This is a genomic window from Streptomyces sp. NPDC014995 (assembly GCF_043080745.1).
Taxonomy (GTDB): domain Bacteria; phylum Actinomycetota; class Actinomycetes; order Streptomycetales; family Streptomycetaceae; genus Streptomyces.
In genome coordinates this window covers 133,380-152,341 of record NZ_JBIBVX010000017.1, presented here as the reverse complement: position 1 = coordinate 152,341, position 18,962 = coordinate 133,380, and the positions used below count along the sequence as shown (strand labels likewise).

Here is an 18,962-nt window from a genome sequence, read left to right as displayed (position 1 = left end):
AGGAGAGGCTATGCACAGAGGAAAGTCGGCGAAGGTACTGGGAGCCTTCGCCGCAGCGTCTGCGATGCTGGTGATCCCCATGGCCAGTGCGCAGGCGTACAACCCGACGGGCGGGTTCATGTACCAGCTCGGGAACGAACCGTGCCTGAAGGGCCGGGGCAACTGCGCGATCTACGTGAAGTCGGCGCAGCTGTCGAGCGGACGTCTGGTCGCGTCGTTCGAGAAGGCCACGGTCGTGCCGGAGACGGGAAGCGCCGACGGGGAGACACTGCCGATCTACAAGAGCGACGACTACGGAACCTCGTGGCAGCCGCTGTCGGAGGTGAAGGCTCCGGCCTACCTCTCCGACGACCCCAAGTACGCGAAGTACACGAGCAACTGGGGGGCACCGTACCTCTACACGCTTCCGCAGGACGTCGGCAACCTGAAGAAGGGCACGCTGCTCCTCGCGAGCGTCGTGACGGGCGACGATCACTACTACCTCGAGCACAAGGCGGCCGACCCGAACTGGACGCCGTCCAATGACGGAGACCGCAGTGACATGGCGATGGCCCTGTTCTCCAGCACCGACGAAGGCGTGACGTGGGACGTCCTCAACGTCATCGCGACGGGCGGCTGGCAGGGCGGCAGCGCGGGTGCGGTCGGTAAGAACGTCGCCGAGGCGAACACGTACAAGCAGGTGGACCCCCTGTGGGAGCCGTACCTGATGGTCCACGAGGGCCGACTCGTCTGCTACTACTCGGACGAGAACGACTACATCGGCTTCGACCCGGTCACCGGCGTGCCGATACTGGACCCCGAGAACGACACCGCCCCGGATTCGCACGGCCAGATCCTCGTCCACAAGACCTGGGACGGCCGCAGCCCGCAGTGGAGCGACCCCGTCGTCGACGTGGCGGGCCTGACCCAGGACATGGGCGGCGGCAAGACGGAGATCGGTGGCGGGCGGCCGGGCATGACGAACGTCGTCCCGACATCGGACGGCAAGTGGCTCCTCACCTTGGAGTACTGGGGCGGCGGAACCAACACCAGGTACGTGCTCGCCGACGACCCGCTGAAGTTCTACCGAGGCTCCCCCACGGGCACGGGCGTCACCTCACTGCCGGTCGACGCCGGTTCCCGTCCCCTCTCGACGGGCGGCAGCCCGGTCATCATCAGGCTTCCCGACGGACGCCTCGCCTACAACGCCGCCGGCAGCGGCAACGTCTGGATCAACGAGAGCGGACGCAGCGACGGCCTGTGGAAGGAGTACCAGACGACCTCGCGGGCCGGCTACACCCGCAACCTTCAGTACGTCGAGGGCACCGGCCGCATCTCGATCCTCAACCACCAGGGCACATCGACGCTCCGCTATGCCGAGGTCGACTTCGGCCGTTCCGAGGGGGCCTACTACCAGCTCGTGAACCGCAAGACCGGCCAGGTGATCGGTACCGGGAACAAGACCAACGACGCGAACATCGGCAACCGGGACGTTCCCGACGTCCGTCTGGAGGACGCCGGCTCGGCGGCGAACGAGGACACACAGTACTGGCACCTGGTCACCAAGGCCGATGACGCCCTGACGCTGCTGAACAAATCGGGCGGCCGTGCCGCCGGCATCTGGACGGCGAATCCGACGGTCGGCCAGCGGATCGGGCAGTGGGCCGACGACACGCCGGCGGGTCTGTGGAACCTCATCAAAACCGCTGACGGGTACTACAGGTTCCAGGCAGCCAAGAACACCAGCGTGTACTTGACCGGTGCGTCCAACGGGGCGCCGCTCACCCTGCAGAACGCGGTCGCCGACGGCTCGCAGGAGTGGCAGCTCGTCCAGCAGGCTCCGATCTCCGCGGACCTGACGAAGGACAGGCGGTCCAAGCGTCTGATCGCGGGCAGCGTCGGGAAGAAGGCCCCCGTGTCGTTGAACGCCGCCGCGTCGGATCCTGCGGGCACGGCCCTGCACGCGAACAAGACGGGCCGTGTCTACGTGTTCGCGGCCGACGGGAAGGTCACGGACCTCGGTCCGGTCCCCTTCGACGAGGCCCAGAGGGGCAGTGTGACACTTCCAGGGACCCTCGCGGCCGGGCAGGTGAAGATCGCCGTGGTGTTCGACGACACACCGTTGACGTGGGACACGGCCACGATCCGGGCCACTGCCACCGATCGTTGATCTGAGGTCTGCCGGCCCATGGCTGAGGCGCCGACTTGTCGGACCTCAGCCCTGGGCCTTCTCCGGATCACTTGGTTCATTACGGCTTCGCCGGGATCACCGTCTCCGAGAGGCGACCGTCGACGTTGCCGCCGCTCAACGACCGATATGCCACCGGGTGTGAACTGCGTTCAGCGCCCTGAGTGCCGTATGAGTTCGGTGCGCCGTTCGCCGGGTCCAAGGTCGGTGACTCCACAGCGGCGCTGATCGAGCTTCCCCCAGCTCCGAAGCACCTGCCGGGAGGGACAGGATGTGCGGCAGTGCCCGACGACGACGCGGATCGTTTCACCGCCATCTACGACGGCTGCCGGCAGCGCGTGTGGGCCTACGTGGTCAGCCCTGCGGGACGGCAGGTCGCCGACGAGGTGGTGAACGAGACGTTCACCGTGGCCTGGCGCAGGCTGGACGACGTCCCCGAGCCGCCGCTGCCGTGGCTGCTCGTGGTCGCACGCACCATCCTGCGGGACAGCGTCCGGGCGGAGGCCAGGCACGCGTCGCCCGCCGCCGAGTTGATGTCCTGGGCGGAACGCGCCGAGGCGGACATCTCCAAGGATGTGTCCGAGCACAACGCGCTGCTCAAGGCGCTGGTCACGCTGCCGGAGGACGATCGGGAACTGCTGATCCTTGCCTCGTGGCCAGGCCTGACGCCGGCACAGGCGGCCGCGGTGGTCGGCTGCTCGCCCATCACTCTGCGGGTCCGCCTGCACCGGGCGCGCAAGCGCCTCGAACAGGCCGCGTCGGCCTCCCCGCTCGAGGACGAGGCCACTGCCGCGCGGCGCGTGTCCACCCGAGCCCGGATCGCCGTAGGGAAGGAAGCCCGGTGAAGAACGACGTCCTGCACCGCCTGACCGCCGCCCGCCCCGCCCATCTCGACCCGGCCTCCCCACGCCGTCGCAGGTTCGGGAAGAGGGGTTCGCAACGACCCTGCCCCTTCCGCGCGTGGCGCGCAGGGCTCGCGCCACCGTCCGGACGCGGCGGGTGGGCCGCCCTCTCATTTCGGGTCTCGCCCTGGCCACCGCGAAGGCGGTCGCGGCTCTGGTGATCAGCGGCACCACGCCGGAGAAGCCGGAGCCTTCGCACTCCGCGACGTTGGGCTCCGGCAGTCAGGTCCTTCTCGCCGCGGCCTCCCGCGTCGAGCGGCAGCCGGCCGGCTCGGGCACGTACTGGTACGTGGAGGAAACGTTCGCTGACCGCCACGAGGTGCCCGGCAAGACCTACCGCATCGCCGTTCGCAGCGAGCGGCGGTGGTGGTGGATGGCCGTCGCCGAGAACAAACGGTGGTCGCAGTTGGTGACCCGGGAGCCCGTCCGGCGACGAAAGTCGACGAGGCGGCGTGGAAGGCGGACGGGCTCCCGGGTCCTGGGACCTGAGGGACGTCACCGGCGAGATCCCGTCACCGAAGCCGACGAAGCGAGATCGAACACGACGTCCCCGGCGGTAGGGCGGACAGGGCATGATGGGCGACCTGCCCCTGCCGCTCCTGCCCACGCTGCCCGCCGATGAGAAGGTCCTCCGCAAGCGCCTGTTCGCCTTGGTCGACAAGGATCACAACGGCCCCAAGTGGACCCTTGACCGGATCGGGGTCCAGAGCGCCGTCCTGCTCGCGACGACCCTCCCGTCCACCCCGGCGCTGCGCGCCGCCGCCTACCGGCTCCTTGCCGCCGAGCCCGGCGTGCGCTCCCTCGGCAACGTCAAGGACCACACCGGGCGCACCGGCTACGCCGTCGCCCTCCCCAGCCCCTACGGGTCTGCCCCGGAAGTCCGCCTGAACTTCGACAAGTCGACGGGTATGCCCCTGGGCACCGAGACGGTAGCCCCCCATCTCACCATCGCCGCCGCGGCGGCCGACCACCCGAACGTGGCGCGGCTGGTCCGTGCCCTCGACGACGACCTCGCCGCCCGCTGCCCCGACGAGCCCTGCACCGGGGGCTCGCGCATCGACCCCGCCATCCGCTTCCTGCTCGCGGAGGCCGACGGCCGCCCGATCGGCTGCTGTGCCGTCCAGCCCTTCCCGTCCCCGACACCGCCGCCGAACTCAAGCGGATGTACGTAATCCCCGATGCCGCGGCCGCGCCATCGCTGCCCGGCTCCTCGCAGAGGCGGAGCGCACCGCCACTGCCTTGGGCACCCCGAAACGCGTCTGGCGACAGCCGTCCACGAGCCCGAAGCCATCGCGCTGTACACCCCCGCCGGCTACCAGCGGATCCCCAACTACCCTCCATACGAACACAAGACGCTCAGCCGCTGCTGCGCCAAGCCCCTCCCTCTCCCCCAGGCCGGCCCGGCCGGAGTGGGACGGGGGCGAGCTGGCCACCTTCCTCGCCGGACAGGGCCTTTCGTCCAAGGACGTCCTCGCGCCCGGAAGCCAGTACTGGCTCACCCGGGACACCGCGGGCCCCGCCACGGCCCTGGGCTGGGAACGCCAGGACGACCGCGTGCTGCTGCGCAGTGTCGCCGTCCGCCCCGACCGGCGCGGCTGCGGCGCCGCACGACGCCTGGTCGAACACGCGCTCACGGACGCCGCGCAAGGAGCACGCACCGCCTACCTGTTGTCCACGGAAGCCGGACCCTTCTGGACCCGGCTCGGATTCCGCCCGGTACCGGTCGCCGAGGTCGCCCACGCCCTGCCCAACGCCCCCCAGGTCCACCAGTACCGCACCGCCGGAACGCTTGCCGACGAAGCGGCCTGGCGACGCGACCTCCACGCGCCTGCCGCCGATCACCTGGACCGCCATGCCACCACTCCGGGCGACGGGTGATGAGCGGGCGGTCTCACAGCTGGACCGCGGCCAGGTGGTGCGGGCCGCGCGCGGCTTCGGCCGCCAGGGCGGCCAACTCCCCCACCCTGAACGCGTATCCTCCAGCCGTTGCGCCGAAGGCGGCCGCGCAGACAGCCGTTTCCGGGTTCGCCCGGCGCAGATCGGTGCCCAGAGAGCTGTGCCGTCGAGCAGACTCCCCGCCACGGCCGCCTGCCCGGCCACGGCCTCCTGGAGCGCCCCGGCGACGGACTCCACTCCAGGCCGGCCGCCTCGGCGCGGGTCCACGGTGCGGCCGTCGACCAGCGGGCGCAGCACCGCCTCCACCTCGGGCGCGAACTCCCCCACGCTGCGGGCGGCGGACAAGGTCACCACGTCGTCGGGGTAGAGGCGCCGCCCGCCGCGCTCCAGCGTCGGAAAGCGAGCAGTATTGACCGGTCAATTGATTATTTGTACGGTCTAATAGTTCCCGGCCGTGGTGCCGATCGCGCAGATCAGGCGGGAGACCGACATGACGAATCAGGCAGGGGTACGGCCCTCTGGCACACGGCTGCCGGATGAAGAGGATCTCCACCGCCAGTTCGGCGTCAGCCGTGCCAGGGCACAGCGTGGGTCCGGCGATTCGGCGGAGGCGGGTGCGATCACCCCTCTTCGGCGTTGCGGAACGCTCGATGTGAACGGGCGTCCGCGCCCTCGTCAGCTCAGCTCCGGAGCCACTCCGTCCTGGCCTGGCAACCGCTCAGGACGAGTGGGGAACAGCCCCCGCCTACGAGGCGGGGGCGACGAACTCTCTGGTCAGCTCGCCATTGCCGGTCAATTGACTGAATGTACGGTCCAGTCATGACCGTGCCGCTTTACGTACAGATCAGACGAGAGATCGAAGCGAAAATCCGGACCGGGGACCTGCCTCCCGGCGCGCGACTGCCGACGGAGATGGACCTCTCGGGCCAGTACGGCGTCAGTCGGGCCACGGCCCAACGGGTCCTCAACGACCTGGCCCAGGCGGGACTGGCGGTCCGCCGGCGGCGCCACGGAACGTTTGTCGCGGACGTGATGCGGCAGATCAATCTGCTCGGCTTCGTCACCCCGGCGACAGCCGCAAAGGGCGCACCAGGCAGACACGACGTCGTTTCCGCGCGGGTCGTCAGGGCCGCCGACGCCATCCTGGCTCTCCCCGGCGCCTCTGCCGACACGGCCGTGGTGGAGCTGGTCCGCCGCAAGCTGGACGTACGCGAGGAGCCACAGTCCGTCGAGCGGCACGTCGTTCTCTTCGCGGCTGCTCCTGACGTCCTGAACGAGAACCTCGAAGACCTCGTCACCCTTCCATATCTGCAGCGCAAAGGAGTACCGATCGACGCGATCCGGCTCTACCTCGACCCGGTGACCCTCGACGAGCACGACGCCGAATTGCTGCAGAGCGAGATCGGAACGCCTGCGCTGATGAGGCGCAGGGAGCTGCGGACCGATGACGGGAGCACCGTCGAGGTGGTCACGACCCTCGTGCGTCCGGGAACCGCCGAGTTCTTCCTGGAGCTTCCCGTCCCGGCCACGTGAGCAGCGTGCCGCTGCCAGAAAGGAAATGCCACATGAAGGTCATCATTATCGGTGCCGGCGTGCTGGGGGTCAGCGTCGCGAGGCACCTTGCCGTCGTCGGCGAAGACGTTCTCCTGCTGGATCAGCGGGGAGTCGGCACCGGTACGACCGCGACCAGCTTCGCCTGGACCAACTCGAGCCGGAAGCACGACCCGGACTACCACCGCCTGAACCTCGCGGGGATGGAGGAGCACGCCAGGCTCGCCGAGCAACTGCCCGGCGTGCCGTCGCACTTCCGCAGCGGGGCGCTGCAGTGGGCCGACTCCTCCAGCGAACAGTGGCTCGCCAGCAACGTGGAACGACTGCAGTCCCTCGGCTACCCCGCGCAATGGGTCTCGCCGGAGGAAGCAACGCGGATCGCAGGCGACCTCCGGATCCCGGCGACCACAGCGTTCATCGCGTACTTCCCCAGCGAGGGATATGTCCTGCCGGATCTCTTCGTGGGGAACCTTCTGGCGGACGCCGAACAGCACGGAGCCAAGTGCGTGTTAGGCGAGGCCGTGGCCATCGACGATCAGCCGGGCGGCGTTTCCGTCACCGTGGCCACAGGCGAGGTCTTCACCGGCGATCGTGTCGTCCTGGCGGCAGGCCGCTGGACCCAACGGCTCGCCGCAGGGGTCGGGATCGACGTTCCCATGGTGACGGACACCGGTCTCGGCTCGCAGACCGTCGGCCTGCTCGGATACGCCACGTCGCCGCACCTCGACCTGCGCTGTGTGGTCCACAGCCCTGGCCTCAACCTCCGCCCCGCGGCCGGCGGGCACACCGTCCTGCAGGCTCTCGATCTGAACGCGAGCGTAGATCCGGCAAACCCTCCGTCCACGTCCGGGAACCTTGCACGCACCCTCTCCCAGCGGTTCTCCGCACTGCTGACCGACCCACGCCAGGCACCGGAGATCGACCTGCGCATCGGCTTCCGGTCACTGCCCGCGGACGGCCACACGGTCGCCGGCTACGCCTCCGGGCAGTCCCGCGTCTACTGCCTCGTCTCGCACAGCGGGATCACCCTGGCGCCAGTGCTGGGACGGCTGGTCGCGACCGAGATCAGAACCGATCAGGAGCAGGACCTCCTCCGAGCCTTCCGGCCCACACGATTCATCGGCGTACGGCGCTCGGACATCGAGGCGGACCAACGCGCCACCAATCTGGGTGAGCAGTAGCCGACGGCCCTCGACCGGGTTTCCTCCACGGAAGGCCCGATGGCGTGACGGCAATAGACACCCGCGACACATGTGGCGGCGGCGGTGGCGCCGGCGGCGCTGGGGACAGTCGCCGGGGGGAGGGTTTTGCCGGGCTGGCCGGTGCGGTCCCTCAGCGTTGTGGGTGACGGCCTGCCGCCCGGCTGCCCTTCTTCGGGTACAGCTGACTGACAGTGACCAGGGCAGCATCTCAGCGTGATCGACGGCCTCGCGGACGCGACCTGCGACCTGATGAGGGCGGCGGCGCGGGTGCGGGCCATCATGGCGCGATGCCCCGCGAGGGCGGGCAGCAGGGCGCGCGGTGAGCCGCGCGCGGGCACGGATGCGGCCGTGGTGCTGTCGGTGGTGCTGCTCATGCGGCGAGTCCTTCTTCCGGGGTGCGGCCCGCCCTGACGAGTTCGGCGTAGACGCCTCCGGCTGAGACGAGGGCGGCGTGCTGGCCGACGGCGTCCACCGGTCCGCCGTGCACCACGATGCGGTCGGCGTGCCGGACGGCGGCGAGCCGGTGGGCGTCCACCAGAACGGTCCGGCCGCCCGCGGCGTCGAGCAGTTCGCGGACGATGTCCGCCTCGCGGCGTTCGTCGACCGCGCTGGTGGCCTCGTCGAGGACGAGCACCGGAGCATCGGCCGGCAGGGCGGGTGCGAGGGCGAGCCGCTGCCGCTGGCCGCCGGACAAGGTGGCGCCGCGTTCGCCGAGGACGGTGGCGTAGCCGTCGGGGAGGGCGGTGATCTCGTCGTGGATGCCGGCGGTGCGTGCCGCCCGTACGAGCTCGTCGTCCGTGGCGGCCGGCCGTGCCAGGCGCAGGTTGTCGGCGATGGTGGCGTGGAACAGGTCGTACGCCGCTGCTTGCGCGGCGAGGTCCGCCCGCACGATCTCGTCGATCACCGGTTACCGCTGCGACAATCACGCCGGATCGCCGCGTACAGGTCGACCTTCGACGTCCGCGGCATGACCAGCACCCTTCACCAGGAGCACCCCGATGCTGTCCTGCCAAGAAGGGCCAGTGCCTCCCAAACTCGTCGACATCACCCAACCCTGGATCCGGGCACCTCCCAAACTCATCGACAAGTGACTTCACTACTGCTCGATTAAGCCAATCGTCCCGATGGCCTACTGTGGAAAACGGAGGCGACAGCATGGGCGCGTCGGAGTGTGCCGGGCTGACCACAGTATCGACCGGTGGCGCATCAGGTGGTGGACCGGCCACGGCGCGGCTGCTCGCCGTCCGCCGGCCCGTGTCCCCTGCCTCGGCCTCAAGCCCGACGACGTGCCCGCACCGCTGGCCGGCATACCGGCCGACGTGGCCGTACGGGCGGCGGCCGAGGAGGCCGAACGGGCGGCCCGGCAGGACCGACATCCTGGTCGACAACGCTGGTATCGGCGCCCAGGGCTCCATCGAGGGCAACACCGACGGCGAACGGCGCCGGGTCTTCGAGGTCAAGGTCTTCGGCATCGTGCGAGTGTCCCGGGCCGCCCCGCCGGATCTGCGCCGCTCCCGGAGCGCGGCAATCGTCAATACCTGCTCCATCGTCGCGACCGCGAGCGCTGCCCGACCGGACCCGGTACTCATCGGCGCAGGTCGCGTCTCGCCCTCGTCCGCGCGCCCGCCGCCGGCCCCGTGCACCCCGGGATCCGAGTGAACTGTGCCGACCCTGGCATCGTCGGCACACCGTGGACCGGCCGCCTGCCGGGCCGCGCCGCCCACCCCGAGGCCGACGCGCAACTCTGGGCGCCCGCCGGCCGATGGGCCACCTTGTCAGCACCGCCGACGCCGCCCTCACCTACCTTGCGAGCCCGCTCTCCGCTTCCACAGGTGGTGATCTCGCCGTCGACGTCAGGCATGCACGACCACGGATCCGGCGCTGCGCCTGACCTGCCGCACGAAACCGTCCGCAAGGAGTACCAGCCGTGAAGACCCGATGCCTCAGATATCCCGGCCTCGGCGCCGTCACCGCCCTCGCCGTCACGGCGCTCAGCGCCTGCGGCGGTTCCGGTGTGGACTCGGGGGGCGACACGGACGACGCCCCGGTGGTGGGCGTCGACTACCCTCGCTCCGACACCGACTTCTGGAACGCGTACATCAAGTACACCCCGCGGTTCGCCAAGGAGCTCGGCTTGGAGCTGAAGACCACCTCCTCGCACAACGACGTCGCCAAACTCGCCGCCAACGCACAGACGTTCATCATCCACGGGGTGGACGGCGTCGCGATGGCCCCGCAGGACACCGCCGTGATCGCGCCCACCCTCCAGCAGTTGGCCGCGCAGAAGATCCCCGTCGTCACCCTGGACACCCGCCCCGACACCGGCGACGTCTACATGGTGGTGCGCGCCGACAACCGCCTGTACGGAGAGAAAGCCTGCCGGTTCCTCGGCACCAAGCTCGGCGGCGAGGGCAAGGTCGTCATGCTCCAGGGCGACCTTGCCTCGATCAATGGCCGGGACCGCACCGAAGGGTTCAACGAGTGCATGAAGGCGAACTATCCCAAGATCAAGGTCTTCGGGGAGGCGACCAACTGGGACGGGGTGGTCGCGGCGCAGAGGTTGCAGACGGATCTCACCGCCCACCCTGATATCAAGGGCGTCTACATGCAGGCCAGCTTCGCACTCTCCGGCACCCTGCAGGTGCTCAAGCGGCAGGGTCTGCTGGTCGGCCCGCAGGACAAGAAGCATGTGTTCGTGGTCTCCAACGATGGCATCCCGAGGGAGCTCAAGAACATCGCCGAGGGCAAGATCGACGCCACGGTCTCCCAGCCCGCGGACCTCTATGCGAAGTACGCCCTCTACTACCTGAGGGCGGCGATCGAGGGCAAGACGTTCAAGCCCGGCAAGACCGACCACGACAGCACGATCGTCCAGGTCCGCGACGGTGTGCTGGAGGACCAGCTGTCCGCACCGCTGGTGACCGCGGACGGCGGCACCTACGGCGGGGTTCCCAGTCTCAGGAGCGACGACACGTCCCTCTGGGGCAACACCCTCGGTTGACCTCCCACGGCGTGCGCTCGGCGAACGCCTCCTGTCACACCGCGGCCGATCTCCTGCCCGCTGAAGATCCCCGGCTCTCTCGCCGCCGTGATCCGGACGGCGGGCGGAATCAAGGGCGTGCCGCCTCGGGCGGTGGTGTGGCTCAAGTGATCAGGTGATGCGATGTGGGGCCGGATCGAGCCGTTTGATGTCGGCCGATCCGGTCCGTGGACGACGGTGGGCCCATCACCGTCGAACCCTTGAGGCCAGCGCGTGGAAGGACCGCACCTGCTCGCCATGGCGGGACCTGCCCGCTGAAGAGGCGACAGCCGAGACCTGCCCGCGGAGGCTCAGGGGGAGGACTCCGGGCTGTTCTGCCGGCTTCGGGGCCCGCCACCGGCTGCATGAGCCAGAGACCGAGGTCGACCGGGCTTCCGACGAGGAGATCGTCGGCATGTTCATGGAGTGTCGCTGTGCCCGCGATCGACTCGTTGTGTTGCTGCTCGGGCGGGTGGGTCTCCGGCCCGGGCAGGTCATGGAGCATGCGGAGTGGCGGCCTGCCTCCGTCAGCGGGTCACCCCGAGCACGCCGGACTGCGACGCGCGCAACGGCAAAAGCTCAGCAAGGCGAAGCCGGTGGGCACCTTTAGTCGGGCGTCGGCCGCGTCAGCGGACGCTGACGCGGCCGCCGGCCCGTAGCCGTGTGTGCATGACCGCAATGCCCCGGCGGAAGGGCGGACCGCACAGCTCAGATGCTGAAGCGTTCCTTGCCCAGCAGGGGGCGTACCCGGGATTGGAAGGCGCCCGTGCGGAAGGGGCGTTGCAGGAGTCCCGGCTGCAGTTGCTGGGCGAGTGCGGCGGCGATCATGCCCTGGTCGAGTGCGAGGACGAAGTCGCTGACGCGGCCGGTGGTGACGTTGACGGAGTCGCGGAAACCGTAGCGGTCGTCGTATGCGCCGAGGTCGCGGGCGAGTGCCGTCAAGTTGGCGAGGGCCTCGTTCGGTGCCTGGGGAAGGGCCAGGAAGGAGGCGTGGGGGGTGACCACGCCGAGGCTGTTGTAGCCGTCCTCCTGCATGCCGATCGCGTCGACGCCGTACTCGCGGTAGCCGCCTTCGGGGATGTTGGCGGGTGAGAAGCCCCAGTAGCCGTACTTCTCCTCGATCAGGCCGTGTTCGATCTGGCTGCGTACGTAGCGGTGGTGGTTGGTGCCCCAGGAGTTGGGCGCCCACTCGGCTTCGGGTACGAACAGCGGCACCATCAGGGCTTCGAACATCGACCCGCCCCAGGAGGGGACGAGGTTGCGGCCGCGGTAGGTGTAGTGGCCCTGCCATACGCGTACGCCGTCCACAATGACGTACGCGCCTGCGGGGTCCTGTTCCTGCCCCATGCCTGGCAGCAGGGTGCGGAAGAGGTGCCAGTAGTGGTCGGTGGGCAGCGAGCCGTCGGCGATGCCGAGGTAGCTGGCCATGCGGGGTTCGGTGTTGAGGGCGCCGTAGTGGTGGCCAGTGGGTTCGCCCTTGCCGGGCTTGTCGGGCCAGAAGCCGCCGCGCAGCTGACCGGGGCCGGCCACCGGGTCGGCCGCGTTGTAGGGCGTGTAGTAGTACGACCAGTCGGCGGCGTCGAGGAGCGCGGCGATGCGCGGGCGCAGCGCGGGGTCGGCGTCGGCGGCGATCTTCAGGCCGGTGACCAGCCAGGCGTTGTCGACGGTGGACAGGAAAGGGCGGACGGTGTCGCCGTTCTCCGGCCAGGTCGTCAGGACGGAGCCGTCGTGGGCGTCGTACCAGTTGAACCAGAAGCCGTGGGCGCGTTCCAGTTTCTCTACGGCCGCGACCGTGCGGGCGAGGCGGTGGTGCATGGCGGATCGGGAGATCACGCCCAGGCCACCGGCGGCGACGGTGGACCACAGCCCGCAGCCGATGTTGGTCGGCGAGGTCTGTCGCGAGGGGACGGGTGTGCCGGTGCCGGTGACGTCGATCTTGTCGGCGGACAGGCCGAAGTCGGTGGTCATGGCCGTGATCGAGCGGTAGGTCGCTTCGAACCAGGTGCGCAGCAGCGCGGTGTGCGAGGCCGTGCCGTCACTGGTGGCGGGAGCGGCGAAGGCGGTGGGTCCGGTGGCGCAGACGGCCGCTGTTCCTGCGGCGGCAGTGGTGAGGAACCGACGACGGTTCATGCGGGCTCAACTCCTCGAAGCGGGGCGGGTGAAGGCGCGGGGGTGAGGGAGGGGCTGGACGAGCAAGGCGGGAGCCGGTGGGGGTCAGGGGTCCCACCGGCTCCCGGTCACACGGCCGGGCTTAGCGGGGCAGGGAGGGCCCGGCCGCGTGTGTCAGGTGGCAGCGCGCGGGAGTTCGCGGGTGCGGCCGAGGTTGCCGAGCCAGACGGCGGCAGGCTTGGGTGTGCGTTCGAAGGTGACCGGGTCGACCGCGATGAGGCCGAAGGTGGGCTTGTAGGAGCCCCACTCGTAGTTGTCCAGGGCGCTCCAGGCCAGATATCCCTGGACGTCGAGGCCGTCCTCGATCGCTGCGGCGACCGCTGCGAGGGCGCCGGCGTAGTAGTCGATACGGCGGTTCTCGTCGGCGGTGGCGATGCCGTTCTCTGTGACGATCAGCGGCATGCCGGCGCCGATGACGTCGGCGGTGTGGCGCAGGGCGTGGCCCACGGCGTCGGGGTAGTACTCCCACTGCGTCAGCGTGCGCTCGGCGTCCTCGGGTGCGGGAACGGGACCGTCGAGGCCGATCTTCGTGCGGGTGTAGGACTGGACGCCGATCCAGTCGTCGCCGCGGGCGGCTTCGATGAAGACGTCCTCGCGGGGGCGGCGGTAGGCGGCCGTGACCTCCTCGGCCCCGGGCAGGGCCTGGTAGACCTGGTTGGCGACGGTCCAGCCGACCTGGATGTCGGGGTTGATCGCCCGTACGGCCTTGACCGCGGTGTGGTGCGCGGCGATGACCGCGTGGGTGGTCTCCTCGTCGGGGGTGGGCAGGCCCGCCGGCGGGAAGCCCTGGTCGCCCGCCTTCGCCGCGCCCGCCATCACGGCGATCATGTTGGGTTCGTTGATGGTGCACACGTGGCGTACGCCGTCGGCGATGATCGGCGCGCATGCCTCGACGTACCGGGCGAACAGTTCGACGGCGCCGTCGGCGGTGAAGCCGCCGAGGTCCTCGAACCACTGCGGGACGGTGAAGTGGTGCAGGGTCACCATCGGGCGCAGGCCGCGGACGAGGGCGCCTTCCACCATGCGGCGGTAGTGCGCGATCTCGGCCCGGGAGAAGACGCCGGGGACCGGTTCGATGCGGGCCCATTCGACGCTGAAGCGGTAGTCGGTGAAGCCGAGTTCGGCGAGCAGGTCCATGTCCTGGTCCCAGCGGTGGTAGCTGTCGCAGGCGTCCAGGCTCGGCTCGGCGATCTTCGCCGCGGGGTCGTGCTCCTTGCGCCACCAGTCGCTGTTGACGTTGTTCCCCTCGATCTGGTGGGCGGCGGTGGAGGCACCCCACAGGAAGCCGTCGGGGAAGCTGGTCGCAGTGTGCGTCATCGTGCGTGTCTGTCTCTCTGGTGGGGGGCAGGCAGGTCCGGTCGGCGTATGTGAGCTGCGGGAGCCGGACGGTGAGTGAAGGGGTGGCGGGCTACTTCAGGCCGGCGGTCGCGATGCCCTGCGTGAAGTGGCGTTGCAGGGCGATGAAGACGATGAGGACCGGCAGCACCACCAGCAGGGACCCGGCCATGAGCATTCCGTTGCCGCCGGCGATGGTGCGGTTGGGGTCGTTGGCGAAGGTGGCCAGGGCCACCGGCAGGGTGTACTTGCCGGGGTCGTTGGTCGCGATCAGTGGCCAGACGAAGTTGTTCCAGGAGCCGAGGAAGGTGAAGATCGCCAGGGTGGCCAGGGCGGGCTTGACCAGCGGCAGCACGATGCGGAAGAAGATGTACCACTCGCCGGCGCCGTCGATCCGGGCCGCTTCGAGCAGTTCGTCCGGAACGGACTGCATGAACTGCCGCATCAGGAAGACCCCGAAGGCGCCCGCCGCGAAGGGCAGGACGAGCCCGGCGTAGGTGTCGATGAGGCCGAGCTTGTTCATCAGCACGTACAGCGGCAGGATCAGCAGGTTACCCGGCACCATCAGGGCGATGAGCACGATACCGAAGACCCTGGAGCGGCCGGTGAAGTCGAGTTTCGCCAGCGCGTAGCCGACCATCGAGCAGAACAGCAGATTGCAGACGGTCACGAGCACCGCCACGATCAGCGAGTTCATGAAGTACCGCGGCATGTCCAGCTGGTCGAGCAGCTCGCTGAAGTTGCTCAGGGTCCACTCCGACGGGAGCCACACGGGCGGGCCGGCCGTCAGATCCTTCTTCGTCTTGAACGCGGACAGCGCCATCCACAGCAGCGGTGCCGCCATCAGCAGCAGACCCAGCGATGCGATCACGTACAGCAGCGGTGTGCGGACGCGGCCCTCGCTGCGGCGGCCGGTCGGTGCGGTTGCCGTGGGGGCGCTCATCGGGTGTTGTCCTTCAGCAGTCGGAGCTGGAGCACCGTGATGCCCATGATCACCACGAACAGCACGTACGCCATGGCGCTCGCATAGCCCATGTGGAAGAAGTTGAAGCCCTCCCGGTACATGTCCAGGGACACGGTCAGGGTGGCGTTGTCGGGGCCGCCCTGGGTCATCACGAAGGGTTCCTCGAAGACGTTGAGGTAGCCGATGGTGGTGATGACGCTGGCGTAGAGCAGCGTCGGCCGCAGCAGCGGCACGGTGATGCGCCGCAGTTCCTGCCAGCCGCTCGCCCCGTCGAGGCGCGCGGCCTCGCGTACCTCGGTGGGGATCGCCTGCAGCCCCGCGATGAACAGCACCATGACGGTGCCAAGGTTGCGCCAGACCGCCAGCGCGATGAGCGACGGCATGGCCCAGGTCTCGGAGCCGAGGAAGTCCGGTGCCTTCGCGCCCACTTCCGAGGCGAGGCCGGCGATCAGCCCGTCCGTCGGGTCGAGCACGAAGCGCCAGACGATGGCGACCGCGACGATGGAGGTGACCACCGGGGCGTAGAAGCCGACCCGGAAGAAGGTCCGGGCCCGGTCGATGCCGTTGTTCAGGAGGACGGCGGCCAGCAGGCCGAGCAGGACGGTCACCGGTACGCCGACGACCACGAAGTAGGCGGTGTTGAACAGGGCCGTGCGGAACGTGTCGTCGCCGAACAGGTTCACGTAGTTGTCGAGGCCGACGAAGTCCGCCTCCAGCGGCTGCCTGACGTCGCGTATCCCGAAGTCGGTGAAGCTCATCAGGAGCGTCGCGACGATCGGGAACAGCATGAAGACGCCGAACAGCACCAGGAACGGGGTGGAGAACAGCCAGCCGTGCAGATTGCGCCTGCTCAGCGAGCGGCTGCGGCCACGCCGCCCCGGCCCCGCGGCCGGAGGCTTCGCGCCTCCGGTCCGGCGGGCTTTCGTCTTGGGGGCCGCGTCGTCGGCGGCCGATCCGGTCACGAGGGACATCCCTGCCACACCCCTACTTCACGAGTCCTTCGATCTCGGACTGCGCCTTGTCCAGGGCCGCCTTCGCGGAGGACTGGCCCTGGGTGACCGCCCCGATGGCGTCGTCGAGCTTGGAGGTGATCTCGGTCAGCTTGGGTTGGGCCGGCAGGACCTTCGCGGTCTCCGCCTGCTCGCGGAACACCTTCAGGTTCGCGTCGGTGGCGAGCTCACCCGACTTCCAGGCGGCGGTGTTGGCGGGCAGGTCCTTGGTGCGCTGGTACCAGCCGGCCTGGTTCTTGGTGTCGGTGAGGTACTGGATGAACTCCGTCGCGGCGGCCTTGTGCGAGCTGTCCGCGGAGACGGCCAGGGTCGCCCCGCCGGCCCACGACACCGAAGCCTTGTCGGCCGGTACGGGAGCGACGGCCCACTTGCCCTTCAAGTCGGGGAAGTTGTCCTCGATCAGGCCGATGGTCCAGGGGCCGCTGAAGAACATCGGCTTCGCACCGCTGTTGAAGTCCTTCGTGACGTCGTAGCCGGGCCGGAACGTCTTGTCGCTCAGGCCCTTCTTGAAGAAGCCGGCGTAGTTCTCCAGTGCCTTGACGGCCTCGGGGCTGTTGACGACGGGCTTGCCGTCCCCGTTGAGGACCGCGCCGCCCGCCGAGTACAGGAACGGGTAGAAGCTCTGGACGGCGTCCAGGTTGCTCGGCTGGATGTCCAGCCCCCACTTGGAGCCGGCCTTGTCCTGATAAGCCTCGGCCGCCTTCTGCAGGTCCGCCATCGTGGCCGGGGCCCCCTTGAGGCCGGCCTTCTTCGCCAGGTCGGTGCGGTAGAAGAGGACGCGCGTGTCGACATACCACGGAACACCATAGGTCTTGCCGTCGTACGTACCCTGCTCCCAGGCGGCCGGGAAGAAGTCGCCCTTCTCGAAGACCTTGGTGTCGACCGGTTCCAGGGCGCCCATGTCGGCGAACTCGCCCAGCCAGCTCGAACCCATCTGCATGACGTCGGGCAGCTTGCCCGCGGCGGAGGCGGCGACCAGCTTCTGGTGTGCCACGTCCCACCCGACCGGGGTCACCTTGACAGTGATGTTGGAGTGGGCCTTCTCGTACTCCTTGGCGACGTCGACGAGCTTCTCACCCTCCGCGCCCATGGCCCAGACGGTCAGGGTCTGCTTCGCATCGGCAGCCGTGTCCTCACCACCGGAGCCGCCGCACGCGGTGAGGGTGAGCGCGGACGCCAGGGTGAGGGCGATCGAAGCGGTTCTGGCGGTGTGGTGCATGGACGGCTCCTCGTCGGGAATGGCCGATGTATGCGCTACCTGTAAGCGCATACATCACTGTCCGGCAGACGCTTCGAGCCTGACAAGAGGGCGCTTGGTCACACTCCCGTAACGGCCACGACACGAGATCAGGCAGATATGCCGGATTCTTCATTCAATGGTGGGCATGAGGTGGGGCGCCCGCTGTGGAAATCGACACAGCGGGCGACGCGGAATGCATGCGGATGCCCCGTGCCTCTTGCCCCACTGATTCAAGCCATCGGAGCTGCGGAACACCGCGTTCGTCGCACAGCGCGCCGGGTGAGCCGCAGGCACACGTCTCGACTGCTCAGCACCCGGTATCCAGGCGGATACCGCAATCCGCCTGGATACCGCGCCGCGTACCAGCGGGCGTGCGGCTCACCGCCCGACAGGCCCCGCCGCCACTTCCTCGCCACACCCGCAGCTGGCGCGGCGCACGACCGTCACGGGGAGCATCATCGACACCGGGTCCCCCGTGCGTTGGCCGCTCAGACGCTCCACGAGCAGGTCCACGGCCGCCTCCCCCATGCGCAGCATCGGTTGACGCACGGTGGTCAGCGGCGGGCGGACCAGACGGCTGAGGGGAATCCCGTCGAAGCCGGTCACCACCACGTCGTCCGGAACCCTCAACCCTCGCCGTTCCAGCGCGTGCAGAGCGCCGACAGCCATCTGGTCATTGGCGAAGAGGAACGCCTGGGGCAGCTCACCGCCCCGTTCGCACAGCACATCCGCGGCGCGCGCCCCTTCCGCCTGTGTCATCCACACGCGCAGAGCCGGCTCGTCATCCACCTCCACCCCCGCGGCATGGCAGGCCGCCAGAAAACCCCGGAAGCGGGCCTGCACATCCGGAGAGTCCTCGCCGGTGGCGATGTAGGCGAGACGGCGCAGGCCGTGGTCCTCGATGAGGTGGCGCGTCAGTTCCCGCTGGCCGTCGAAGTTGGCGACCTCGATGTGATCCAGGTGGTCCGCGCCGTCGACGTCCTCGCGCGGCCCGGCCAGCATCACCACCGGCTGACGCCGGGCGATGGCCTCCAACTCCGCCGTTGCCACGGTGCGGGCGATCACCGCGAATCCGTCGACCCGCCCGGCCACCTTGGCCACCTCGGAGCCGCCCTGCAGCGACCCCGCGATCAGGAGCGCGTAGCCGTGGCGGCGTGCCGCCCGTTCCATGCCCCGGATGATCTCGTCCGAATAGAGCATCGCCGCGTCGTCGTCATCGGCTGCCGCTGCTTCCACATCCGGGTCGGAGTAGTCGGGAAAGCACAGCCCCAGGACGCCGGTGGAGCGGCTGGCGAGCCCCCGCGCGCTACCGCTGGGCACGTAGCCCAGGTCACGGGCCACGGCAAGGACACGCTCCCGGGTCTCGGGCCGTACGGCCTCGGGGTTGCGGTAGACGCGGGACACCGTGGCGATGGAGACCCCGGACCGTTCGGCCACGTCGTACACCGTGGGGGCAGTACCGGAAACGCTCATGGGACGGAACCCCCGTGCTTGTCGGAACGTGAAC

12 protein-coding genes and 4 pseudogenes are annotated in these 18,962 nt (G+C 69.3%); 9 read left to right on the top strand and 7 right to left on the bottom strand.

The features are described from left to right. Nucleotides 1–79 precede the first annotated feature (79 nt). From ACF1A1_RS30810 to ACF1A1_RS30785, 6 genes and pseudogenes are all read left to right on the top strand, one after another. Nucleotides 80–1,813: pseudogene (locus ACF1A1_RS30810) on the top strand (RICIN domain-containing protein); the annotation flags it as partial. Between the two features lie 635 nt (nucleotides 1,814–2,448). Then, nucleotides 2,449–3,012, top strand: a complete 564-nt coding sequence (locus tag ACF1A1_RS30805; protein ID WP_392004281.1) for an RNA polymerase sigma factor — start codon at nucleotides 2,449–2,451, stop codon at nucleotides 3,010–3,012. Between the two features lie 629 nt (nucleotides 3,013–3,641). Further along, nucleotides 3,642–4,241, top strand: coding sequence for a hypothetical protein (locus ACF1A1_RS30800; protein ID WP_392004280.1), 600 nt, complete (start codon nucleotides 3,642–3,644; stop codon nucleotides 4,239–4,241). Further along, nucleotides 4,183–4,947, top strand: a complete 765-nt coding sequence (locus ACF1A1_RS30795; protein ID WP_392004279.1) for a GNAT family N-acetyltransferase — start codon at nucleotides 4,183–4,185, stop codon at nucleotides 4,945–4,947. The genes ACF1A1_RS30800 and ACF1A1_RS30795 overlap by 59 nt, the downstream gene beginning before the upstream one ends. Nucleotides 4,948–5,784: 837 nt before the next feature. Beyond that, nucleotides 5,785–6,498: a GntR family transcriptional regulator gene (locus tag ACF1A1_RS30790; protein WP_392004278.1), complete on the top strand. Its 714-nt coding sequence runs from the start codon at nucleotides 5,785–5,787 to the stop codon at nucleotides 6,496–6,498. Beyond that, nucleotides 6,495–7,697, top strand: a complete 1,203-nt coding sequence (locus ACF1A1_RS30785) for an NAD(P)/FAD-dependent oxidoreductase (RefSeq protein ID WP_392004277.1) — start codon at nucleotides 6,495–6,497, stop codon at nucleotides 7,695–7,697. The genes ACF1A1_RS30790 and ACF1A1_RS30785 overlap by 4 nt, the downstream gene beginning before the upstream one ends. 391 nt (nucleotides 7,698–8,088) lie before the next feature. Here the strand turns inward: ACF1A1_RS30785 and ACF1A1_RS30780 are convergent. Then, nucleotides 8,089–8,571, bottom strand: a pseudogene (locus ACF1A1_RS30780) (ATP-binding cassette domain-containing protein); the annotation flags it as partial. A 302-nt stretch (nucleotides 8,572–8,873) separates the two neighbouring features. Here ACF1A1_RS30780 and ACF1A1_RS30775 point away from each other — a divergent pair. The 3 genes and pseudogenes from ACF1A1_RS30775 to ACF1A1_RS30765 form a co-directional block, all read left to right on the top strand. After that, nucleotides 8,874–9,609, top strand: a pseudogene (locus ACF1A1_RS30775) (SDR family oxidoreductase). Between the two features lie 36 nt (nucleotides 9,610–9,645). Further along, nucleotides 9,646–10,719 carry a sugar ABC transporter substrate-binding protein gene (locus tag ACF1A1_RS30770; protein ID WP_392004276.1) on the top strand — a complete coding sequence of 358 codons (1,074 nt, stop codon included), beginning with the start codon at nucleotides 9,646–9,648 and terminating at the stop codon, nucleotides 10,717–10,719. Nucleotides 10,720–10,881: 162 nt separating this feature from the next. Then, nucleotides 10,882–11,050: pseudogene (locus ACF1A1_RS30765) on the top strand (transposase); the annotation flags it as partial. A 395-nt stretch (nucleotides 11,051–11,445) separates the two neighbouring features. On the opposite strand, the gene ACF1A1_RS30760 reads toward ACF1A1_RS30765, so the two are convergent. The 6 genes from ACF1A1_RS30760 to ACF1A1_RS30735 all read right to left on the bottom strand — a co-directional run bounded on the left by ACF1A1_RS30760 (nucleotide 11,446) and on the right by ACF1A1_RS30735 (nucleotide 18,928). Then, entirely contained in the window at nucleotides 11,446–12,867 is a 1,422-nt protein-coding gene (locus ACF1A1_RS30760) for a glucoamylase family protein (RefSeq protein ID WP_392004275.1), read from the bottom strand. A 153-nt stretch (nucleotides 12,868–13,020) separates the two neighbouring features. Further along, nucleotides 13,021–14,223 (bottom strand): glycoside hydrolase family 1 protein, encoded by a 1,203-nt coding sequence (locus ACF1A1_RS30755; protein ID WP_392004274.1) that lies wholly within the window; start codon nucleotides 14,221–14,223, stop codon nucleotides 13,021–13,023. 91 nt (nucleotides 14,224–14,314) lie between these two features. Then, nucleotides 14,315–15,184, bottom strand: a complete 870-nt coding sequence (locus tag ACF1A1_RS30750; RefSeq protein ID WP_392004273.1) for a carbohydrate ABC transporter permease — start codon at nucleotides 15,182–15,184, stop codon at nucleotides 14,315–14,317. Then, the gene (locus ACF1A1_RS30745; protein ID WP_392004272.1) at nucleotides 15,181–16,176 is read right to left on the bottom strand and encodes a carbohydrate ABC transporter permease; all 996 of its coding nucleotides are present in this window, start codon (nucleotides 16,174–16,176) and stop codon (nucleotides 15,181–15,183) included. Before ACF1A1_RS30745 ends, ACF1A1_RS30750 begins: the two co-directional genes overlap by 4 nt. A 13-nt stretch (nucleotides 16,177–16,189) precedes the next feature. Continuing rightward, nucleotides 16,190–17,434: a sugar ABC transporter substrate-binding protein gene (locus ACF1A1_RS30740; protein ID WP_392004271.1), complete on the bottom strand. Its 1,245-nt coding sequence runs from the start codon at nucleotides 17,432–17,434 to the stop codon at nucleotides 16,190–16,192. A gap of 399 nt (nucleotides 17,435–17,833) precedes the next feature. Continuing rightward, entirely contained in the window at nucleotides 17,834–18,928 is a 1,095-nt protein-coding gene (locus tag ACF1A1_RS30735) for a LacI family DNA-binding transcriptional regulator (RefSeq protein WP_392004270.1), read from the bottom strand. Between the last annotated feature and the right edge of the window lie 34 nt (nucleotides 18,929–18,962).

Excerpts from the sequence above, each read along its gene's own strand:
- ACF1A1_RS30800 (WP_392004280.1), top strand. The coding sequence starts at position 3,642 with ATGATGGGCGACCTGCCCCTGCCGCTCCTGCCCACGCTGCCCGCCGAT.
- ACF1A1_RS30790 (WP_392004278.1), top strand. The coding sequence starts at position 5,785 with ATGACCGTGCCGCTTTACGTACAGATCAGACGAGAGATCGAAGCGAAA.
- ACF1A1_RS30760 (WP_392004275.1), bottom strand. The coding sequence starts at position 12,867 with ATGAACCGTCGTCGGTTCCTCACCACTGCCGCCGCAGGAACAGCGGCC.
- ACF1A1_RS30755 (WP_392004274.1), bottom strand. The coding sequence starts at position 14,223 with ATGACGCACACTGCGACCAGCTTCCCCGACGGCTTCCTGTGGGGTGCC.
- ACF1A1_RS30750 (WP_392004273.1), bottom strand. The coding sequence starts at position 15,184 with ATGAGCGCCCCCACGGCAACCGCACCGACCGGCCGCCGCAGCGAGGGC.
- ACF1A1_RS30745 (WP_392004272.1), bottom strand. The coding sequence starts at position 16,176 with ATGTCCCTCGTGACCGGATCGGCCGCCGACGACGCGGCCCCCAAGACG.
- ACF1A1_RS30740 (WP_392004271.1), bottom strand. The coding sequence starts at position 17,434 with ATGCACCACACCGCCAGAACCGCTTCGATCGCCCTCACCCTGGCGTCC.
- ACF1A1_RS30735 (WP_392004270.1), bottom strand. The coding sequence starts at position 18,928 with ATGAGCGTTTCCGGTACTGCCCCCACGGTGTACGACGTGGCCGAACGG.